Origin of the sequence: Burkholderia sp. RF7-non_BP4 (assembly GCF_001521935.1) — a bacterium.
GTDB classification, from domain to species: domain Bacteria; phylum Pseudomonadota; class Gammaproteobacteria; order Burkholderiales; family Burkholderiaceae; genus Burkholderia; species Burkholderia diffusa.
Genome location: NZ_LOTA01000053.1, coordinates 127,326 through 146,934 on the forward strand (window position 1 = coordinate 127,326; position 19,609 = coordinate 146,934).

The 19,609-nt window shown below is 65.3% G+C and carries 19 protein-coding genes; 9 read left to right on the forward strand and 10 right to left on the reverse strand.

All coding sequences use genetic code 11. The annotated features are described in order from the left end of the window. Positions 1–2 precede the first annotated feature (2 nt). Entirely contained in the window at positions 3–1,085 is a 1,083-nt protein-coding gene (locus WS49_RS18875) for an AraC family transcriptional regulator (protein ID WP_059531726.1), read from the forward strand. Positions 1,086–1,209: 124 nt separating this feature from the next. Here the strand turns inward: WS49_RS18875 and WS49_RS18880 are convergent, their stop codons facing one another. From WS49_RS18880 to WS49_RS18890, 3 genes are all read right to left on the reverse strand, one after another. Continuing rightward, positions 1,210–1,659: an aconitase X swivel domain-containing protein gene (locus tag WS49_RS18880; RefSeq protein ID WP_059531729.1), complete on the reverse strand. Its 450-nt coding sequence runs from the start codon at positions 1,657–1,659 to the stop codon at positions 1,210–1,212. Beyond that, the gene (locus tag WS49_RS18885) at positions 1,652–2,899 is read right to left on the reverse strand and encodes an aconitase X (protein ID WP_059531732.1); all 1,248 of its coding nucleotides are present in this window, start codon (positions 2,897–2,899) and stop codon (positions 1,652–1,654) included. Before WS49_RS18885 ends, WS49_RS18880 begins: the two co-directional genes overlap by 8 nt. Positions 2,900–2,967: 68 nt before the next feature. Next, complete coding sequence (locus WS49_RS18890) at positions 2,968–3,396, reverse strand: MarR family winged helix-turn-helix transcriptional regulator (protein ID WP_059531735.1); 429 nt, start codon at positions 3,394–3,396, stop codon at positions 2,968–2,970. Positions 3,397–3,506: 110 nt separating this feature from the next. Here WS49_RS18890 and WS49_RS18895 point away from each other — a divergent pair, with 110 nt between their 5' ends. The 5 genes from WS49_RS18895 (at position 3,507) to WS49_RS18915 (ending at position 9,169) form a co-directional block, all read left to right on the forward strand. Beyond that, a complete protein-coding gene (locus WS49_RS18895; RefSeq protein WP_059531738.1) occupies positions 3,507–4,427 on the forward strand; it encodes a LysR family transcriptional regulator in 921 nt (306 codons plus the stop codon). A 107-nt stretch (positions 4,428–4,534) separates the two neighbouring features. Next, a complete protein-coding gene (locus WS49_RS18900) occupies positions 4,535–4,966 on the forward strand; it encodes a MarR family winged helix-turn-helix transcriptional regulator (protein ID WP_059531741.1) in 432 nt (143 codons plus the stop codon). Positions 4,967–5,030: 64 nt separating this feature from the next. Beyond that, positions 5,031–6,122, forward strand: a complete 1,092-nt coding sequence (locus WS49_RS18905) for an HlyD family secretion protein (protein ID WP_059531744.1) — start codon at positions 5,031–5,033, stop codon at positions 6,120–6,122. A gap of 13 nt (positions 6,123–6,135) precedes the next feature. Then, on the forward strand, positions 6,136–7,710 hold the full coding sequence (locus WS49_RS18910) for a DHA2 family efflux MFS transporter permease subunit (protein WP_059531747.1): 1,575 nt from the start codon (positions 6,136–6,138) through the stop codon (positions 7,708–7,710). A gap of 16 nt (positions 7,711–7,726) precedes the next feature. Then, the gene (locus WS49_RS18915) at positions 7,727–9,169 is read left to right on the forward strand and encodes an efflux transporter outer membrane subunit (protein ID WP_059531749.1); all 1,443 of its coding nucleotides are present in this window, start codon (positions 7,727–7,729) and stop codon (positions 9,167–9,169) included. A gap of 69 nt (positions 9,170–9,238) precedes the next feature. Here the strand turns inward: WS49_RS18915 and WS49_RS18920 are convergent, their stop codons facing one another. The 5 genes from WS49_RS18920 to WS49_RS33840 form a co-directional block, all read right to left on the reverse strand. After that, positions 9,239–9,649 carry a TIGR02594 family protein gene (locus tag WS49_RS18920; protein ID WP_059532397.1) on the reverse strand — a complete coding sequence of 137 codons (411 nt, stop codon included), beginning with the start codon at positions 9,647–9,649 and terminating at the stop codon, positions 9,239–9,241. A 391-nt stretch (positions 9,650–10,040) separates the two neighbouring features. Beyond that, complete coding sequence (locus tag WS49_RS18925) at positions 10,041–12,488, reverse strand: heavy metal translocating P-type ATPase (protein WP_059531752.1); 2,448 nt, start codon at positions 12,486–12,488, stop codon at positions 10,041–10,043. 219 nt (positions 12,489–12,707) lie between these two features. Continuing rightward, entirely contained in the window at positions 12,708–12,974 is a 267-nt protein-coding gene (locus WS49_RS18930) for a DUF5676 family membrane protein (RefSeq protein ID WP_059531755.1), read from the reverse strand. Positions 12,975–13,046: 72 nt separating this feature from the next. Continuing rightward, positions 13,047–13,703, reverse strand: coding sequence for a methyltransferase family protein (locus WS49_RS18935; protein WP_059531758.1), 657 nt, complete (start codon positions 13,701–13,703; stop codon positions 13,047–13,049). Next, on the reverse strand, positions 13,687–13,941 hold the full coding sequence (locus tag WS49_RS33840) for a DUF2933 domain-containing protein (protein WP_082721894.1): 255 nt from the start codon (positions 13,939–13,941) through the stop codon (positions 13,687–13,689). The genes WS49_RS18935 and WS49_RS33840 overlap by 17 nt, the downstream gene beginning before the upstream one ends. A 490-nt stretch (positions 13,942–14,431) precedes the next feature. Between WS49_RS33840 and WS49_RS18940 the strand changes: the two genes are divergently transcribed. The 3 genes from WS49_RS18940 to WS49_RS18950 are packed head-to-tail and all read left to right on the forward strand — an operon-like array spanning position 14,432 to position 16,445. After that, the gene (locus WS49_RS18940) at positions 14,432–15,094 is read left to right on the forward strand and encodes a LemA family protein (RefSeq protein ID WP_059531760.1); all 663 of its coding nucleotides are present in this window, start codon (positions 14,432–14,434) and stop codon (positions 15,092–15,094) included. 17 nt (positions 15,095–15,111) lie between these two features. Continuing rightward, on the forward strand, positions 15,112–15,945 hold the full coding sequence (locus WS49_RS18945; RefSeq protein ID WP_059531763.1) for a TPM domain-containing protein: 834 nt from the start codon (positions 15,112–15,114) through the stop codon (positions 15,943–15,945). Between the two features lie 2 nt (positions 15,946–15,947). After that, the gene (locus WS49_RS18950) at positions 15,948–16,445 is read left to right on the forward strand and encodes a TPM domain-containing protein (RefSeq protein WP_059531765.1); all 498 of its coding nucleotides are present in this window, start codon (positions 15,948–15,950) and stop codon (positions 16,443–16,445) included. 159 nt (positions 16,446–16,604) lie between these two features. Here the strand turns inward: WS49_RS18950 and glmS are convergent, their stop codons facing one another. Then, positions 16,605–18,422: a glutamine--fructose-6-phosphate transaminase (isomerizing) gene (gene glmS / locus WS49_RS18955; protein WP_059531768.1), complete on the reverse strand. Its 1,818-nt coding sequence runs from the start codon at positions 18,420–18,422 to the stop codon at positions 16,605–16,607. Positions 18,423–18,469: 47 nt separating this feature from the next. Next, the gene (locus tag WS49_RS18960; RefSeq protein ID WP_059531771.1) at positions 18,470–19,558 is read right to left on the reverse strand and encodes a hypothetical protein; all 1,089 of its coding nucleotides are present in this window, start codon (positions 19,556–19,558) and stop codon (positions 18,470–18,472) included. Between the last annotated feature and the right edge of the window lie 51 nt (positions 19,559–19,609).

Consider the following 19,609-nt stretch of genomic DNA (forward strand, 5'->3'; position numbering starts at 1 on the left):
TAATGCTTGTCATTTCCGGCCAAATCGACATGACCTCCCCGTCACGCAAGGACCACCTCGGGCTACGCCGGCCGACGATTCCGGTTGCCTACACGCGCCTGCTGCTGCAGGCGCTGGCCGCGCGCGGCGTCGATCCGGCCGCCGTGCGCGCGGGCACCGGGCTGCGCGATGCCGTGTTGGCCGAACCGGACGCGCGCGTCGCGCCGTCGCAATGGGGCCGGCTCGTGCTCAACGCGATCGAGATCGGCGGCGATCCGGGCATCGGGCTCGCGTTCGGGCTGCTGCTGAAGCCGACCGTGCACGGCTTCCTCGGTTATGCGACGCTGACCGCGCGGGACATCCGCGAAGCACTGGTCGTCACGCAGCGCTACTTCCGGATGCGCAACCGCCAATATCGGCTGACCTACGCGGAGGACGACGACGGCGCGACGCTCGAACTGCACGGCGTGCAGGCGAGCCCCGTGCTGCAGCATCACGTGATGTTCGAGTTCGTGCTGACGGGGCTCGCGCAGAACATCTCGCAGTGGTCCGGGCGCGCGTCGCCGCCGATCGCGCTGCGCTTCGCATGGCCGGAGCCCGATTACTTCGCACGCTATCGCGACCAGTTGCCGCCGGTCGAATTCGGCTGCGCGGCGAACGCGCTGTGGATCGCGCACGACGTGCTGGACTGGCCGCTGCCGCTCGCCGACGAAGTCGCGCACCGGCAAGCGCTCGTGCAGGTCGAGCGCGAGTATGCGCAGGTGCGTCAGGAGGAAGGCGATCTGGTCGAGCGCGTGCGCGCGGAACTGGCGCGAACCGCCGGCAACTATTCCAGTCCGGAGGCGCTCGCCGACGCGCTGCTCGTGTCGACGCGCACGTTACGGCGCCGGCTCGAGGAAGCGGGGTCGAGCTATCGGCAACTGCTCGACGAAGCGCGCTTTCGCGACGCGAAGCTATTGCTGTCGGCGTCGGATCTCGACCTGAAGACGATCGCCGAGCGGCTGCAGTTCACCGACCCGGCGAACTTCACGCGCGCATTCCGGCGCTGGGCCGGGCAGACGCCGAGCGCCTATCGGGAAGCGGCCGCCGGAGCCACGCACGAATGACCGGAGAACGCGGGCGGCGCCACGCGCCCCGTTGATATTTCATCGTTCGGTCGAACGACGATCGGCCGCTTCGTGCAAGTGCGCGACACACCCGCTCCCTCCGAGCCGGCGAGCGCGTGACGCGTCAGCCGCCGACGTCGATCCGCGCGCCGCCGTCGCCCTCGCCTGCGTCGATTCGCACGTCGCCCGTCGCGGCGACGATCGCCTCGTACACCGCATCGGTCACGCACACCACCGGCACCGCGATCGCATACAGCTCGGCGGCGACGATCGCGCCGATCGAGATGATCAGGTCGCGCTCCTTCAGCACGATCCCGACCGGCCCCGTGCCGTTGCGCACCGTTTCCGCGAGCACGCTGCTGCTCGAACTCGAGCCCTTCGCGTGCGGCATCACCATGATCCGGCCGGCCAGGCTCGCGCCCGCCTGCGGATGTCCGCGATCGACGATCCGCCCCGCGCCCGAGTCGTAGCCGCCCCAGAAGCTGAGCGGCTTGTCGAGCACGATCGTCGTCGCGCATGCGCTGCCCGGCACGAGCGTGTCGCCCGTCAGTTTCCGAATGCTTGCTTCAGTCATCGAATCGCACCTTTCCTTCGAACGCGGAACGCACGCACTCGCGCATGCTGCCGTACGCGACCGTGACGCCGATGTTCGCGGGCGCATACGACGCCCATTTCCCCGAGTTCGTCATCACCAGGCCCGACAGCTGTTTCATCACCGGCGTGATGTACGTGCAGGTGTCGACGACGATCTGGATGCCGCGCGCGTCGAACTTGCCGGCAAGCCCGAGCTCGCCCAGTTCCCACAGGATGAAGCGGCTCGTGTTCACGTAGAAATCGCACTTCGGCTTGCCGTCGAATTGGTCGAGCAGCGCGTCGAGCGTGCGGAATTCGGCCAGCGAGAAGTGCGGCGTGCCGAGCGCGACCGCGACGAGCGCATCGCCGGCCGCGCCGTGATTCAGCGTGCGACGGATCTCGTCGAGATCGGCCATCGCGACATCGACCGTTCGCTGCGCCGCCTGCCCGTGCAGCGCGGCGTCGAGCGTCGGCGCCTCGGGCGTAACGCCCACCGCATGGAACAGCGCGACCGCGCCGCTCGATGCGGCGGCCGCGCCGAGCGCCTTGAGTTCGTCCTCGGTGGTGTCCGCCGGCAGCCCGACGATCGCCGGCACGGTCGCGCCGGCGATCCGGCCGATCAGCAAGCCGAGCGCCGCGAAATAGATGTCGCGCGACGGCCGGTGGCCGAAGTCCGGCGCGTTGAACACGATTCGCGCCGCGCGGTTCGATTCCACGTGCAGCCCCGCATACGGCGCGCGTCCGGTGATCGCAGCGGCCAGATCGAGAAAGTCGCCGTAGCGGCTGGTGCGCGCGCCGAGCACCGAGTTGGCGAACACGATCGCATTGGATTCGGCCCACGCGATCTGCTCGCCCAGGCGCGGACGATTCTTCAGCTGATACGGCGCGCACGTGAAGCTCGACTCGCAGCCGAGCTGGAGATGCGCGTCCATCAGGCGTTGCGCGTCGCGCTGGATCGTGCGGTCGCCGCGATACAGCTCGGGATGGATCAGGTCGAGCGACCCGACGTTCAGCGTGGTCGGCACCGCGACCTGCGCGCCGGTGTCGACGAAATATTCGACGAAGTCGAGGCTGGTCTGGCCGTGGTAAAGACAGCCGTCGATATGCGCGGACGTGATGTCGATCAGGCGCGGCGCCGACATGACCTCGGCCGTGCGCGCGACGATCCGCATCGCGCGTGCGACGCCGTCGCCGAATGCGCCGCGCAACATCGCGTCGTCGCGCTCGCTCAACTGCAGCATGGGGGTGCTCCTCGTGTCTCGTCCGGTGGATCCGGATCGCTTTTGTAATACTACCGCGCGCGTTGCGTCTATCGCTGCGCCGTCAGGCTGAACAGCTCGTCGCGCAGCGCCTTGGCGCGGCCGCGGCCGAACTGCGTCTCGAACTCGTCCTGCGCGGCCTGCCACGCGACTTTCGCCTGCGCGTAGGTGCGCTCGCCGAGCTTCGTCAGGCTGAGCGCATGCGCGCGCGCGTCATGATCGGACGCGGCCGCGGCGACGAAGCCGTCGCGCTGCAGCGGCTTCAGCGCGCGCAACAGCGTCGTGCGATCCATCACCAGCGTGTCGGCGAGTTCGCTCATCACCAGGCCGGGCCGGTGCGACAGGTTCACCATGATCGAGAACTGCGCGGGCGTGACCCCGACCGGGGCCAGATGCCGCTCGTAAAGTTGCGTGACGAAGCGCGCCGCCTGACGCAGCGCGAGGCAATTGCACGCGTGGGCCATCTGGATATCGTTCATGACCGGCAATTTATATGTGCATATGCATAAAGTCAATGTACACTCCGCCGTAACATGGCCGGGCCGGCCGCGTGCATCAGGCGCCCCGCCATCGCCTCGAGGAGACGGACATGGACTACATCGACAAGCTGCGGATTTTCCGGTCGGTGGTGGAAATGCGCAGCTTCACGCGCGCCGCCGACATGCACGGCCTCGCGCGGCCGGTCGTGTCGCGGGCGGTCGCGGATCTGGAGGCGCGCTTCGGCAGCCGCCTGCTGCACCGGACCACGCGCCAGGTCTCGCTGACCGAAACCGCCGAGCGCATCTACGAACGCTGCGCGGCCGTGCTCGACGAACTCGACTCGCTGGAAGCGCAGGCGCAGTCGCACACGCGCGAGCCCGAGGGGCTGCTGCGCCTCGTCGCGCACACGACGGCCGCGCTGAACCGGCTCGTGCCGCTGATCGCCGGCTTCAAGGCCGCGCATCCGAAGGTGCGCCTCGACGTCACGCTGACCGAGCGCCCGGTCGATCTCGTCGGCGAAGGCTACGACATCGGCATCGTCGTGCCGTACATGCTGACGAGCGAGACGACCATCGTGCGGCTGGTCGAACGCATTCCGGTGGTGATCGTCGCGACGCCCGCGTATCTGCGCACGCATCCGCGTCCCGAAACGCCGGCCGACCTCGCCGGTCACGCGTTCGTGCCGCTATCGCCGTCGCTGCGCCGGCCCGCGCTGTCGTTCCGCGTCGACGGCGACACGCTGACCGTGCCGTTGAGCTTCGACATCTCGTCGAACAGCCCCGTCTTCAACCGCGAAATGGTGATGCACGACTTCGGCATCGGCGTCGTGCCGAAAACGCTCGTCGAAGCCGAGCTCGCGTCGGGCGCGCTCGTGCAGTTGCTCGACGGCGCCGACCTCGTCGACGCGTTCGTCGAAATCAAGCTCGCGTACGCGAATCGCGCGCTGCTGCCGGCGAAGGTCAAGGCGTTCATCGACTACACGGCCGCGTACTGCGACCGCGAAGGCGGGATTGTTCCGGCCGCCGCCTGATCCGGCGCGAAATCGCGCCGTTCCACCGTCGATTGGTACAGCCACGGCACCAATCTGATCCTGCCTCGCCGCTCGCTTCAGGCCGCCGCGCCACCTAACATGTGCACATGCACAAGTCCACGCTTACCGATGACGATTGCTTCGCGGTCCGGCAAGCCGCCCGGCGGATCTCGCAGTTCTACGAGCGCTACCTGTCGCAGGCGGGCGTCACGCCGTCGCAGTACAGCATTCTCGCGCTGCTGCGGGAGCGCCCGGGCCTGACGATGGCGACGCTGTCGGCGGTACTGGTGATCGAACGCACGGCGCTGCTGCGCGCGCTCAAGCCGCTGATCGGCGCGACGCTGGTCGCGGGCCGGATCGAGCCGCGTTGCCGCCGCCAGACGTTCGCGCTGACCGCGCACGGCGAAACGAAGATCGCCGATGCGCAGGTGCACTGGCTCGCCGCGCAGGAGGCGTTCGAGCAGCGGTTCGGGTCGGCGCAAGCTGCCCGCCTCAGAGACGAATTGTTCCGGATCACGCACAACCTCCCGGAACGCTGACCCCTTCCCCGATCGGCGACGCGTCGTCGGTCGTTTCAATTAGTGCATATACATAGGTGAATCGATGGACACGACCCAAGCCGCTGCCTCCCGCGAGGCAGCCACAACCGACCGGCCGGCAAGGCAGCAACGCCGCGTGCCGTGGATGCGGATCGCGGTGGCCGCCGTCGTCGTCGCGGTCGCGGCCGCGGCGCTCGACTGGCTGTTCGTGCTGCGCTTCCAGGAAAGCACCGACGATGCGTATGTCGGCGGCGACGTCACGGTGCTCGCGCCGAAGGTGAACGGTTTCGTCGACAAGATACTCGTGACCGACAACCAGCGCGTGAAGGCCGGCGACGTGCTCGTGCGGCTCGATGCGCGCGACTACGATGCGAAGCTCGCGCAGGCGACCGCCGAAGTCGACAGCGCGCGCGCCGCGGTGACCGAACTCGAGGCGAAGCAGCAGCTTCAATACGCGGTGATCGGCCAGCATGCGGCGGACAGGACTGCGTCGTCGGCCGAGCTCACGCGCGCGTCGTCCGATCGCGTGCGCTACCGCGAGCTCGTGAAATCCGATGCGGTGTCGAACCAGATCGTCGAACGCGCGGACGCCGATTATTCGAAGGCGGACGCGGCCGTCGCGCGCAGCGACGCCGCGCTGCTCGCATCGAAGCGGCAGCTCGACGTGCTCGGCGCGCAGCTCGCCGATGCGCGGGCCCGCGTGAACACGGCGCTCGCCGCGCAACGCGTCGCGGCGCTCAACGTCGAGTACACGACGATCCGCTCGCCGGTCGACGGTTACATCGGCAACCGCACGGGCCGCGTCGGGATGCTCGCGAACGTCGGCGTGCCGCTGCTGACGGTCGTGCCCGTGTCCGGGCTGTGGATCGACGCGAACTTCAAGGAAGACCAGCTGCGCAAGATGCGCGCGGGCGATCGCGTCGACGTCGCGCTCGACGCGTCGAGCACGCGCCTGCACGGCCGCGTCGACAGCCTGGCGCCCGCGACCGGTGCGACCTTCAGCGTGCTGCCGCCCGAGAACGCGACCGGCAACTTCACGAAGATCGTCCAGCGCGTGCCGGTGCGCGTGCATCTCGATCCGCAGCCGGGCATCGAGCATGTGCTGCGTCCCGGCCTCTCCGCGGTCGTGACCGTGCACACCGACCGCACGAACTGAACGGGAGCCCGCGATGACCACCGCGTTTTCCGGCGACCCCGCGTCGCAACCGACGAAGCAGCGCGTCTTCGCGTTCGCGCTGATGTGCGTCGGCTTCTTCATGGCGACGCTCGACATCCAGATCGTCGCGTCGTCGCTGCGCGACATCGGCGGCGGCCTGTCCGCGAGCCAGGACGAGTTGTCCTGGGTGCAGACGGCCTACCTGATCGCCGAAATCATCGTGATCCCGATGTCGGGCTGGCTGTCGAGGGTGATGTCGACGCGCTGGCTGTTCGTCGCGTCGGCCGTCGGCTTCACGATCACGAGCATGCTGTGCGGGCTCGCGTGGGACATCAACTCGATGATCCTGTTCCGCGGGCTGCAGGGCGCGCTCGGCGCCGCGATGATCCCGACCGTGTTCACGACCGCGTTCGTGCTGTTTCCGGGCAAGCAGCGGTTGATTGCGTCGACGACGATCGGCGCGCTCGCGTCGCTCGCGCCGGCGATCGGGCCGGTGATCGGCGGCTGGATCACCGATCAATGGTCGTGGCACTGGCTGTTCTACCTGAACCTCCTGCCGGGCATCGCGGTGGCCGCGCTGGTGCCGCGCTACGTGCATATCGACGCACCCGATCTCAGCCTCATCAAGCGCGGCGACTATCGCGGCATCGCGCTGATGTCGGGCTTCCTCGGCTGCCTCGAATACGTGCTGGAAGAAGGCCCGCGCAAGAACTGGTTCAGCGACGATGCGATCGTCATCTGCGCGTGGATCTCCGGCATCTGCGGCTTCCTGTTCATCGTGCACGCGCTGACCGCGGAAGATCCGATCGTCGATCTGCGCGCGCTCGCCGTGCGCAACTTCGGGATCGGCAGCCTGCTGTCGTTCGTGACGGGCATCGGGATCTTCGTGACCGTGTTCCTGACGCCGCTGTTCCTCGCGCAGGTGCGTGCGTTCAGTTCGCTGCAGATCGGCATCGCGCTGCTGTCGGTCGGTGTGTTCCAGCTGCTCGCGCTCTGCGCGTATGCGTTCGCCACACGCTACTTCAGCATGCGCGCGCTGCTCGTGTTCGGGCTCGTCTGCTTCGGCCTCGGCTGCTACATGTATACGCCGATCACGCACGACTGGGGCTGGCGGGAACTGCTGCTGCCGCAGGCGCTGCGCGGCATCGGCCAGCAATTCAGCGTGCCGCCGATCGTGACGATGGCACTGGGCTCGCTGCCGCAGTCGCGGCTGAAATCGGCGAGCGGCCTGTTCAACCTGATGCGCAACCTCGGCGGCGCGATCGGCATCGCGGTGAGCGCGACGATGCTCAACGACCGGCTCAACTTCCACTACCTGCGCCTGAACGAGCACGTGAGCGCCGGCGAGCCGCAGGTCGCGTCGCTGCTCGATCGCCAGGCCGCGTACTGGACCTCGGTGGCCGGCAACACGCTCGACACCGCGCAGGCGGGCCTCGCGAACCTGCACCGCCTGATCTATCGCGAAGCGCTGACGCTCACCTACGCGGATGCGTACTACGCGCTGTCGCTGTGCTTCGTGGTCGCGCTGCTTGCCGTTGCGTTTTCCCGTCCCATCACCCTGAACGCGCCGCCGCCGGACGCGCACTGAAGCCAAGGTCGTCATCATGAAAAAGCTACTCGTCGCGCTGGCCGTCAGCGCCTTCGCCGCAGGGTGTGCGGTGCAGCCCGCGCAGCATCCCGCGCTGCACGATTCCGTTCAATCCCTCGCGCCCGCCGCGTGGGACATCGACGTGCCGCGCGCGGACATCGACGCCGCCGCGTGGTGGGCGCAGTTCAACGACCCCGTGCTCGACCGGCTGATCGCGACCGTGCTCGACGGCAACCTCGATCTGCAGGCCGCCGCCGAACGCGTGAAGCAGGCGCAGGCGCTGACCGTGCAGAAGCGCGCGGTGCTGCTGCCCGAACTCGACGCGACCGCGCGTGCGTCCGACGCGCGCCAGAACACGCCGCCGCCGCTCGGCTATGTGCGGCAGGCCGGCGCGGGACTCGCGCTGAGCTGGTCGCCGGACGTGTTCGGCGGCGAACGGCTCGACCTGCTGGCCGCGCAGGCCGAGCTGGTCGGGCAAAAGCACGCGGAAGACGCGATGCGGCTCGCGCTCGCGGCCGATGCGGCCTCGGCCTATGTCGACTTGCGCTGGGCGCAGCAGGAACTGAAGATCCTGCAGGACAACGCGGCGATCCGCCGGCATGCGCTCGAACTCACGCGCAAGCGGCAGGCGTTCGGGTTGTCGACGGAGCTCGACGTCACGCGCGCGCAGAACCAGCTCGATGCGCTCGAAGCGCGGATTCCACCGACACGCGCGCAGATCGCGCATCAGCTCAACCTGATCGCCGTGTATTCGGGCCGCACGCCCGAGTCGGTCGACCGGCTCGTGCTCGCGCAGGCCGGCGCGATTCCGGCGCCGCCTGCCGGGTCGCCCGCCACGCTGCCGTCGCAGGCGCTGCTGCGCCGGCCGGACGTGCTCACCGCGTACGCCCAGGTCGAGCGGCGCGCGGCGCAGGTCGGCGTCGCGAAGGCCGAGCGGTATCCGAAGTTCTCGCTGAACCTGACCGACGGGATTCTGGCCGCGTCGTATCTCGGGTTGCCGACGCTGACCGACAACCTGTTCAGCGCGGCGCTGAGCGCGACGAGCCCGATCTTCAACGCGGGGCGAATCACCGCCGACATCACGCAAAGCGAAAGCCGGATGCGCGAGTCGGAACTCGGGTTGCGGCAGACGATGCTGCAGGCGCTGCGGGAAGTCGAGGACGCGCGTGCGAACCTCGTCAGCAGCGATGAAGCGACGCGGCGCCTCGATAGCGCGCTGTCGGCGTCGGACAAGGCGCTCGGGCTGGCGAACCAGCTCTACAAGGGCGGCGCGACGGATTTTCTGGACGTGCTGTCGGCGCAGGAGGTGTATCTGCGGGATTCGGATGCGCTCAATCAGGTCAGGCGCGAGCATGCGCTGGCGGCGGTCGCGTTGTATCGGTCGCTCGGCGGCGGATGGAGCCGGAACGATGCGGCGGGTGAAGCGCAGGCCGTGGCCGCCACCGCCGCGCAGGATTGACCGCGGCCGCCATGCGACGCCGGCGCCGGTGACGTCGTCCGTGCACGGGAGGCCGGGCGTGCGGTGCGGTCAGCCCGCGTCCGGCCACCGGTATCCGATCACCTCGCTCACCGGATACGCAAGCTCGCGCACTTCCTCCAGCTGATTGCCGCCGAACAGGTGCACACGTTCGTCGTCGTGACGCAGGTAGAACCCGACGTGCCCCTTCCAGCTCACGGGGTCGTCGCGCGTCAGGATCGCGATGCAGCCGTACACCGGACGCTCCAGCGGCCGCCCCCATTCGAGCCACGAACGCGCGAGCGCCGACCCCGTGCCGCGGATGCCCGCATGCGTCATGCACCAGTTGACGAACGACGAGCACCACGAAATCTTGTCGTCGTAGCCGACGAGGTTCGTGTGGTTGTTGTATTCGACGATGCGCGGATTGATGCTGCCGGGCGGGAAGCGGCGAATGCCCAGCTCGGCCAGTGCGACGGCCATCCACGGCGGATGGCCGGCTGGCGGGTTGCCCTCGGGGTTCGATCGGATCACGACGGTCTCGATGGAATGCGGGTGGAATGTCGCTCGATCTTCGCATGAATGCGGCGTTATGGTGGCGTCGGTTCGGGCCGCCTCGGGTGAACCGGTCGAGCATTGGGGCTCCGCCGTTACAACTGATGCCGTCGTCTTTCCGGATTCCCGACACAGAAGAAAACAATCGGTCGGATTCTTTTGCCTTCGTGCAGAGAACCCTGACTCCGGTGCGAGCCGTTCCGCCAGATTACGCGCCACCCGTGGTTCTGGTCACGCCAGAGCCTTCCCGGCCGTCAATGACTCGTCTGGCCGGCCCGACGACGTCAAATCGTACGGACGTTTGCGTGCCGATCGCTGCTCAAATTCTGGCGTTACGCAACCTTAGCGCGTTCGAAATGACCGAAGCGGAGCTTAGACTCATTGCAAGTGCCGCAATCATCGGCGAGAGCAGCAAACCGGTGAATGGATAAAGTACCCCTGCCGCCAACGGAACGCCAAGCGCGTTGTAGATGAACGCGAAGCCGAGATTCTGCTTCATGTTCGCAACGGTTGCCTCGGACAGCACTCGAGCACGCGCGATACCGCGCAAGTCGCCCTTGACGAGCGTCACCTGAGCGCTACTCATTGCCACATCCGTGCCTGTTCCCATGGCCACGCCGACATCGGCCTTGGCAAGCGCGGGGGCGTCGTTTATCCCGTCTCCAGCCATCGCGACGACATGCCGGGCTTGCTGAAGCCGCGATACTAGATTGAGCTTATCGGCAGGCTTCACCTCGCCATGAAATTCATCGATGCCGAGCTTCTCGGCCACAGCCTTCGCAGTGACCACACCATCACCGGTCGCCATTACGACTCGAATACCGTTCTCCCTCAATGTCGAAAGCGCTTCCGGCGTCGTCGCCTTTATCGGGTCGGCGACCGCCAGCAGCCCGGCCAAACCGCCATCGACAGCTAGGTACATGACGCTGGCGCCTTGCGCACGCAGGCCGTTCGCCTCCTTGGCCAGCGATTCGACGGATATGGCGTCAGCCTGCATCAGCGCGGTGTTGCCAAGCGCAAGTCTCCTGCCGGCGACCCTTCCTCTCACGCCGATACCCGTCGCGGATTCGAAATTTTCCGTACGTTCCAAAGTCAACTTCTTCTCACGGGCTGCCGCAACGATGGCTGCAGCAAGCGGATGCTCGCTACCCTGGTCGAGGCTCGCCGCCAGACGAAGCACTTCGTCGGCCGTGTATCCGGTTGTGCCCACGGCTTGCTCGAACGCTGGACGCCCCTCGGTCAGCGTCCCGGTCTTGTCGACGATGAGCACGTCGACCTTCCGAAAATTCTCAATCGCAGCCGCATCGCGAAAGAGGATCCCCGTTGTGGCTCCTTTTCCGCTCGCGACCATGATCGACATTGGCGTCGCGAGGCCCAGCGCGCAGGGACATGCAATGATGAGCACCGCCACCGCATTGATGAGGCCGAACACCCAGCTGGGCTCGGGGCCGACGATGCCCCACACGAAGAACGTCAAAAGAGCGACGCTGACGACCCCGACGACAAACACGCCAGCCACCTTGTCAGCCATACGTTGCATGGGGGCACGGGACCGCTGCGCCTGCGCGACCATCTGCACGATTTGCGACAGGACGGTTTGGGATCCGACCTTTTCCGAGCGGATGACGAGACTGCCCGTCGCGTTCATCGTTGCGCCAATGACGTGGTCGCCAACACGCTTCGTGACGGGAATGGGCTCGCCGGTAATCATGGACTCGTCGAGCGAACTCGTGCCGTCCGTCACTACGCCGTCCACGGGAACTTTCTCGCCCGGCCGCACGCGAAGCATGTCTCCCACATGTACATTGGATAACTGAATATCTTCTTCGGCGCCATCCGGGTTGATGCGTCGCGCAGTCTTGGGCGCGAGCCCGAGGAGTGCCTTGATGGCGGCGGACGTTTGCGAGCGCGCCTTCAGTTCGAGGATCTGCCCGAGAAGCGTCAGCGAAATGATGACTGCCGCCGCCTCGAAATACACGCTGACTCGGCCGTGCGTGCTGTACGTTTCCGGAAACACGCCCGGGAAGATGGTCGCGATGACACTGTAGATGTAAGCGGCGCCTGTCCCAAGCCCAATGAGGGTCCACATGTTGGGACTGCGATTCATGAATGAGCGCACGCATCGCGCGAAAAACGGCAGGCCTGCCCACAGGACGACCGGCGTAGAGATAATGAACTCGACCCAGCTCTCCGTGTCGACGTCCATCGATCCGAAGCGATGGCCGAACATCGCAAGGACGAAGACTACGACGGTCAGTGGCAACGTCCACCAGAATCGGCGCTGGAAATCGACCAGTTCCGGGTTATCGCCTTCGTCAACGCCGGGCAGAATCGGTTCCAGGGTCATGCCGCACTTCGGACATTGTCCAGGATGGTCCTGGCGAATTTCCGGGTGCATCGGACACGTGTAGATGGTGCCCTCGGGCACGGCTTGTGACTGCTCCGTGGTCGGGGGCTCAACGTACTTGGACGGCGCAGCCTGGAATTTCGTCAAGCAAGCCTGGCTGCAGAACGCATACCACTTGCCATTGTGTTCGCCGTGGAAGCGGGACTTATCGGACACCGTCATTCCGCAAACGGGGTCGCGAAGCGAATCCATGGAACGAACGTGCTCGGCCCGGCCCTCATGATGATGCGCACGCGCGTCGTGTCCGTGCGCGGCGGAAGGCGCGTGCTTGTCCGCCTCACGAGCGTGATGTTCGCCCGATGACACCTGCCCGGAAATCCGTTGATGATGAAGCTTGTCTTCGCCGGGTCGGCCACTCATTTGACGCTCCTATGTTCACCCGTTCCGCTTCCATTGAGGCCCGTCGCCCTGCGCATCAGAGGGCGCCACCGACGACGTGCCGGTGTGTCGAGCGCTAGCACAGGAGCAACGATCATTCCGTGCTTTTCCGTTCAACCCGTTACCTCACTCTCCTGATTTCCGGAGACGGACACGGGCAACGTGTGGTCCGGGAGAGAGGTACGGGCGTACGGAATTGCGTCAGTTCCGTCCACTCAGGCGATTGTGCAACCACGCGAAGAAGGCGCCAGCTGCAAAGAACCAGACCGCGAACACACCTGACGGGTAGACGACGAACCACCACGACAGTGACTCGCCCGTCTGAAGGCGCCGAAAATCGAGTCCGTGAAAAAGCGTGTTCATGAAGTTCATGAACGGTTCAGGAAGTGCCATCCATACGAGCGTGCACAGGACATAGAAGAGCACAACCGTGGCTGAAAGCGTCACGCCAGTCTTGAAAGGCTTCATGGCAGCCTCCTCATCCCGGAAGATTGCGATTGAGTTCGGCAGCAGTGCCAGCTATCGGTGAGCCGCCTGAAATCAATGTATTTGAGCCGGGCGTTTTCCAAAAACGTTGGGTACGAAGCGCGGCGTATGTGCCGCGTATTCACGCCACGCCGCGCCGAACTGCGCCTCCGAATCGCGTTCCTCTTGTATCGCTAGTCGAACGTACATGAAAACCAGAATGGGAAACATAGCCAGGGTCACCAGCGTGGGCCATTGGAGCAGGAAACCCAGCATGATGACGACGAACCCGACGTACTGAGGATGTCGGATTTTCGCGTAGGGTCCGGTGGTGGCCAACTCCTTGCTACGCTGAGCTTCATACAGCACGTGCCACGCCGTGGACAGCAAGTAGAAACCGCCCAATATCAAGAAGAAGCTGAGAAGATGCGGAAGTCCGCCATGCGGGTCGCCGTGCCTGCCGGTCAAGGTCCACCACAGATGTCCTGTATCGTGCGACAGCAGATTTGTTTGCGGAAAGCGCGCCTGCAACCAACCCGACAGCAAATAGATGGTGAGCGGAAACCCGTACATTTCCGCGAATAGCGCGACGATGAAGGCAGAGAATCCACCGAACGTTCGCCAGTCCCGCTTTGTCGCCGGCTTGAAGAAGCTGAACGCGAAGATGATGAAGACAAGTGAATTGATCGCTGCGAGGCTCCATAACCCGTAACCGTCATCGATGCTGGTCATGACCCTCTCCCGAATCAGGACGCCCCTCGGTCGATTTCGTTCCATGGTGCCCGTGCCCATGGTGCATGAACAGATGCATCAGCGGGCACGAGAGCAACAGCAGATAGGGCAACACCCCAAGGAAGTGGGCTCGGTGTTCCGAAAGCAGGAGAAACAGTGCTATTGCAGCGAACGCGACGAGTGCAATGGCCGACCGTGATTTCCAGAACGGCCGAGCACCATGTGAGTTGTCATTCACCGCTGCCTCCCATTTCGTACCGTGTCACTTCCCGGCCCGATTCTGCCGCGCAGTTTGCCTTGCTCGGCGCTTTTGCGGTCGCCGTATTGGGATGATGGCGATCGCGAGCTGCATTGTCGGTGGCCGCCGGCGGACCGGCGCTTGCAGCGCCATGACCATGCCGAGCGCCGCCGCAACTGCGATTGCCCGTTTTTTCGGCAATGCCATCGCGTTCTACGCGAGCATGGCTCCGGATAGCCGGTCGAGCCCTGAAACCACTCTATGCTCACACCCCTTCGATGGCTTGACGTGGCTCAACGAATCACGAATCGAACGCTTCATACGTAGCACAGCCGTGGGGCGGACAAGCGACCGCGACGGGGTATCGCTGCGTGCACGCTCGACAATGCAGCATTGACATGAATCAACTCTGCGACCGCGCTGCCACTTACGATAAGCAATGCACACGCGAGCGGCGGAATGCCGAGGAATATCGGACAGAGGCGCGTCCATGTCGACAAATCCTGCAGCAATCTCTGCGCGGCGCAGTCTTGCCCGCGCACTTCTGATAGCCGCATCGGCGGCGAGTCTGCTTGCTCTCTCCGGGTGCGGTTATAACGCCATCCAGAGCGAAGACGAGCAGGTAAAGGCCAGTTGGTCAGAAGTTCTAAATCAGTATCAACGGCGTGCCGACCTCGTTCCCAACCTCGTCAACACAGTGAAGGGGTACGCGAACCAGGAAAAGGAAGTGCTCGTCCGCGTGACTGAGGCCCGGGCACAAGTCGGCTCGATTCGCGCCACGCCCGAACTCATTGCCGACCCGCAGGCGTTCGCAAAGTTCGAAGCGGCGCAGGGACAGCTCACGTCGTCTCTGTCACGCCTGCTCGTGGTATCGGAGAACTATCCGCAATTGAAGTCGGACGCGAACTTCCGGGACCTGCAGGCGCAGCTCGAAGGCACGGAAAATCGCATTGCCGTAGCCCGCAACCGATACATTCGCTCCGTCCAGACGTACAACACGACGATACGTTCGTTCCCGAACAATTTGACTGCGAAGGCATTCGGCTATCTGGAGCGCCCGAACTTCTCGGTGAGCAACGAGGCCGAGATTTCCAAACCGCCTCGGGTCGACTTCGGCTCGACGCCGGCATCTGCAGGCAAGGCCTCCAATTGAACACGTTCCGACTGGCGATGGTCGTCGTCTTTGCCTTCTTTGTCCTGGGGGTAGCACACGCGCACGCGGACGCCGCCATCCCGCCACTGACGTCCAGAGTGACCGATGAGACCGGAACCCTGACCAGCGACCAGACGGCCAGCCTTGAGAAGACGTTGAGGGAGTTTGAGGCGAAACGAGGAACGCAGCTTTCGGTTCTCATTGTCCCGACCACGGAGCCCGAAACCATCGAACAGTATTCGATGCGAGTCGTCGAGCAATGGAAGCTTGGGCGCAAGAATGTCGACGACGGCGCGCTCCTGATCGTCGCCAAAAACGACCGGGCACTTCGAATCGAGGTCGGGTACGGCCTCGAAGGTGTGCTCACCGACGCAACGAGCAATCGCATCATCAACGAAGCGATAGTCCCGCGATTCCGAAACGGGGACTTCTACGGTGGCATCACCGCCGGCCTCGACGGCATCATGCGCGTCACCAGCGGCGAGCCGTTACCTCCGCCGCAGCGACCACCTCGGGCCAGCGACGGCGCCGGACGGTTGCTTCCTGTTCTTTTCCTCCTGACGGTCATGGCCGGCGGGCTGCTGCGCGCCATGTTCGGGCGTCTGCCAGGAGCCGTCGTTACCGGCGGCGTCGTTGGGGTACTCGCGTGGATTTTATCGCAGGCGCTTTTGGTCGCCATCGCGGCGGGAATGATGGCGCTGCTCTTCACATTGCTGGGTGGCGGGATGAGAGCCGCTGGCGGGCGCTTCATTGGCGGTAGCGACGCACGTTTCGGTCGTGATTCGAATCGCGACATCTTTCGCGGAGGCGGTGGGGGCTTCGGCGGCGGTGGCGCATCGGGACGGTGGTGAGCATGGACCTGAAACGCCTCTTCCGGCATCTTTTCACGACCCACTGGCAGGTCAACAGCGTATTTTCACGGCGGGCGCTTGACGCTATCGACGAGGCTGTACGTACTAGTCATCGCGCGCACGTGGGTCAAGTCAGGTTTGCTGTGGAGGGGGCGCTGCACATTGGCGCCTTGCTGAAGGGCACGACTGCGAGGGATCGTGCCATCGAGGTGTTCTCGGACCTCAGGGTTTGGGACACGGAGCACAACAACGGCATTCTCATCTATCTTCTTCTTGCGGACCGCGACGTCGAAATCGTTGCGGACCGAGGCATACACGCCAAAGTGGACAGCCGCGAATGGGAGGCGATTTGCCAGGCCATGGAGGCTCATTTCCGGCAACGCGATTATCGGTCCGGTGTTCTGCGAGGTGTCGAGCAAGTGACCGAACTGTTGCAAAAACACTTTCCGGTTCACGGTCCGCAGCGCGATGACCTTTCGAGTTCGTCCATCGTGATATGAGCTCCGGAGCTTGAGAGCGATCCTCTCCGCGGGCGGCAAGCCGCCGATTCGTTACAGGAGGTCGTCTGGATGAGACCGCGGACGGTTACTTCGCCGGCAAAGCGAGCGTCAGCAAGAAAAGGGAGCTAAAAAAGCTTTAGCCCCCCTTCGCAGCTCCCGTCACTCCACCGTCACCGATTTCGCGAGGTTCCTCGGCTTGTCGATATCCGCGCCGCGCAGGCAAGCCGCGTGATACGCGAGCAGCTGAAGCGGCACGACGTGCAGGATCGGCGACAGCAGCCCGTAGTAATCCGGCATGCGCAGCACCGACACGCCTTCGCCGTTGTCGATCCGCGTATCGGCATCGGCGAACACGTAAAGCTGTCCGCCCCGCGCCCGCACTTCCTGCATGTTCGACTTGAGCTTCTCGAGCAACGCGTCGTTCGGCGCAATCGTCGCGACCGGCATCGCGTGCGTCACGAGCGCGAGCGGCCCGTGTTTCAGTTCGCCGGCCGGATACGCTTCCGCGTGAATGTACGAAATCTCCTTCAGCTTCAGCGCCCCTTCGAGCGCGATCGGGTAATGCAGCCCGCGCCCGAGGAACAGCGCGTTCTCGTGCCGCGAGAATTCCGCGGCCCAGCGCTCGATCTGCTGTTCGAGCGCGAGCACGTCCTCGAGCGCGTTCGGCAGCCGTCGCAACTGGGTCGTATAACGCGCGAGCTGCGCATCGTCGACGTAGCCGCGCAGCCGTCCGAGCGTCACCGCGAGTATGAACAGCGCGACGAGCTGCGTCGTGAACGCCTTGGTCGACGCGACGCCGATTTCCGGGCCGGCGCGCGTCAGGAACCGCAAGCCGGTCTGACGCATCATCGCGCTCGTCGGCACGTTGCAGATCGCCAGCGTATCGATGTGGCCGAGCGCCTGCGCATACTTGAGCGCGGCGAGCGTGTCGGCGGTCTCGCCGGATTGCGACACGCTGACCACCAGCGTATTCGGCAGCGCGAGCGCGTCGCTGTAGCGGTATTCGCTCGCGATCTCGACCTGCGCGGGCAGGCGCGCGATCGTCTCGAGCCAGCGGCGCGCGGTGAGGCCGGAATAGTGACTCGTGCCGCACGCGAGAATCAGCACGTTGTCGATCTGTTCGAACGCGCGTGCGGCATCCGGGCCGAATATCGCCGGATCGAACAGCCCCGCATCGGGAATCGTCGCGGCGACGGCCTGCGGTTGCTCGAAAATTTCCTTCTGCATGAAATGCCGATACGGCCCGAGCTCGACCGCGGCCTGCGCCGACGAGACGGTCTGGATCGGGCGATCGACCGGCGTGCCGCCACGCTCGAGGATTCGCACGCCGCCCGGCGTCAATTCGACGATGTCGCCTTCCTCGAGAAAGATGAAGCGATCGGTGATGCCGGCGAGCGCGAGCGCGTCGGATGCGAGAAAACATTCGTCGTCCTTCAGGCCGACGACGAGCGGCGATCCGACCCGTGCGCCGATCAGCCGCTGCGGCTCATGCTTGCTGAACACCGCGATCGCGTATGCGCCGTGCAGTTGCGACGTCGCATCGCGCACGGCGGCGAGCAGATCGCCGCGATACTTGCTGTGAATCAGATGGGCGACGACCTCGGTGTCGGTCTGGCCATCGAACTGGTAGTGCTCGTCAGACAGTTGCCTGCGCAACGTTTCATGATTCTCGATGATGCCGTTGTGCACGAGCGCGATTTCGTCGCGCGAGAAGATCGGATGCGCATTGCAGGTTGCGGGCGCGCCATGCGTCGCCCATCGCGTATGCGCGATGCCGGTGCTGCCGGACAGCCCGGCGCTGCGCACGTGCGCGTCGAGATCGGCGACCCGCGACACACTGCGCTCTCGTCGCGCCTGGCCGTCGACGACGGTCGCCACGCCGCATGAATCGTAGCCGCGATATTCGAGGCGGCGCAAACCTTCAATCAGAATCGGAACGATGTTCCGTTGCGCGACCGCGCCGACGATGCCACACATGACACGTCTCCTTCCCTGTTTCCGTTCATCGACCGTGCGCCGTCGTGTCAGCGCGATCCGGTCACCGTTATCTCCGCCGTCGTGAACCCGCATTTGGCGGGCGCGAGCGGGTCGGCCATCCGGCTTTCGAATGCCAGATACAGCGCCTCCTCCAGTACGTTCCAGTGCGAGCCATGACGGTACGGGCCCGAGCGCGCATACCAGCAGGCGACGGTGCTCCAGTCGTTCATCTTGAATGCGACCAGCGCGATCAGCCCCCACGGAAAATCAGAGCCGGCCAGTTGCATCCAGGTCTTGCCGTACTTCTGCATCCACTGCGCATAGATCGTCTCGTTCGACTGGTCGGGCACCTGGATGCCGGACAGGATCGGGAAGATCTGCGCGACTTTCGCCGGATAGAAGCTCGTGTCGCTGATCTTCTGCGTGCTCGCGCGAAAGCCGGATTGCGTGCCGCGCCAGAACACCTTCACGATCGCCGACGACAGCCGGTCGGCACGCTGGCTCCACGGCCCCGCGCGCGCGTAGTCGGCGCGGCGCACGTAATACGCGGCGAGCGCCTGGAACGCGCTGTGCACCTCGACGTTATCCATCAGCAGTGCGACATGCAGCGACGACGAGATCTGATAGACACCGCTCGCCTTGTCGAGCAGCGTGTCCAGGTGCGCGCCCGCGCGGTTCAGGCTGAGTTCCCAGGCAGCCGGCATCCCGTCGGGAGGCGCAAAGCGCGCGAGCAGTTCGATCCAGGTCGCCATCATCGCGTCGTCCGCGTCGGCTTCCGCGCACGGGCCGACCTGTCCGCTCTTCACGCAGAAGCGGTCGAATCCGCCGTCCAGCCGCTGGCGCGGCAACACCCACGCGATCCACGCGAGTGCGGCCTGATGGGCATCCATATGGGTGTCGGCGGCGGCAAGCAGCGCCTTCGCCGCGAAATAAGGATCGATGCCGGCGCCGTTCAGGCGCACGGTGATCGCGCCGTCCGGGCGTTGATACAGCCCGTTCAGCTGAAGTTCGGCGGCGCCCGCGTGCAGCATGGAGCAGCACGCGGCGACGCAACAGGCAACGCGCCACGCATGGCACGGCCTGACAAGGGCCGCCACGCACGCGCGTGCGGCCGGGAAAAGCGCGGGCCGTTTCATGATCGGGGGCTCCTGCGCGGTAGTTCTGCGCAATTCGCGCCGGGCGCGGCG

Coding starts and splice junctions, on each gene's coding strand:
- WS49_RS18900 (WP_059531741.1), top strand. CDS start 4,535: ATGCACAAGTCCACGCTTACCGATGACGATTGCTTCGCGGTCCGGCAA.
- WS49_RS18915 (WP_059531749.1), top strand. CDS start 7,727: ATGAAAAAGCTACTCGTCGCGCTGGCCGTCAGCGCCTTCGCCGCAGGG.
- WS49_RS18890 (WP_059531735.1), bottom strand. CDS start 3,396: ATGAACGATATCCAGATGGCCCACGCGTGCAATTGCCTCGCGCTGCGT.
- glmS (WP_059531768.1), bottom strand. CDS start 18,422: ATGTGTGGCATCGTCGGCGCGGTCGCGCAACGGAACATCGTTCCGATT.
- WS49_RS18960 (WP_059531771.1), bottom strand. CDS start 19,558: ATGAAACGGCCCGCGCTTTTCCCGGCCGCACGCGCGTGCGTGGCGGCC.
- WS49_RS18935 (WP_059531758.1), bottom strand. CDS start 13,703: ATGACCAGCATCGATGACGGTTACGGGTTATGGAGCCTCGCAGCGATC.
- WS49_RS18910 (WP_059531747.1), top strand. CDS start 6,136: ATGACCACCGCGTTTTCCGGCGACCCCGCGTCGCAACCGACGAAGCAG.
- WS49_RS18875 (WP_059531726.1), top strand. CDS start 3: ATGCTTGTCATTTCCGGCCAAATCGACATGACCTCCCCGTCACGCAAG.
- WS49_RS18950 (WP_059531765.1), top strand. CDS start 15,948: ATGGACCTGAAACGCCTCTTCCGGCATCTTTTCACGACCCACTGGCAG.
- WS49_RS18925 (WP_059531752.1), bottom strand. CDS start 12,488: ATGAGTGGCCGACCCGGCGAAGACAAGCTTCATCATCAACGGATTTCC.
- WS49_RS18880 (WP_059531729.1), bottom strand. CDS start 1,659: ATGACTGAAGCAAGCATTCGGAAACTGACGGGCGACACGCTCGTGCCG.
- WS49_RS18940 (WP_059531760.1), top strand. CDS start 14,432: ATGTCGACAAATCCTGCAGCAATCTCTGCGCGGCGCAGTCTTGCCCGC.
- WS49_RS18895 (WP_059531738.1), top strand. CDS start 3,507: ATGGACTACATCGACAAGCTGCGGATTTTCCGGTCGGTGGTGGAAATG.
- WS49_RS18930 (WP_059531755.1), bottom strand. CDS start 12,974: ATGAAGCCTTTCAAGACTGGCGTGACGCTTTCAGCCACGGTTGTGCTC.
- WS49_RS18945 (WP_059531763.1), top strand. CDS start 15,112: ATGGTCGTCGTCTTTGCCTTCTTTGTCCTGGGGGTAGCACACGCGCAC.
- WS49_RS18905 (WP_059531744.1), top strand. CDS start 5,031: ATGGACACGACCCAAGCCGCTGCCTCCCGCGAGGCAGCCACAACCGAC.
- WS49_RS18920 (WP_059532397.1), bottom strand. CDS start 9,649: ATGGCCGTCGCACTGGCCGAGCTGGGCATTCGCCGCTTCCCGCCCGGC.
- WS49_RS18885 (WP_059531732.1), bottom strand. CDS start 2,899: ATGCTGCAGTTGAGCGAGCGCGACGACGCGATGTTGCGCGGCGCATTC.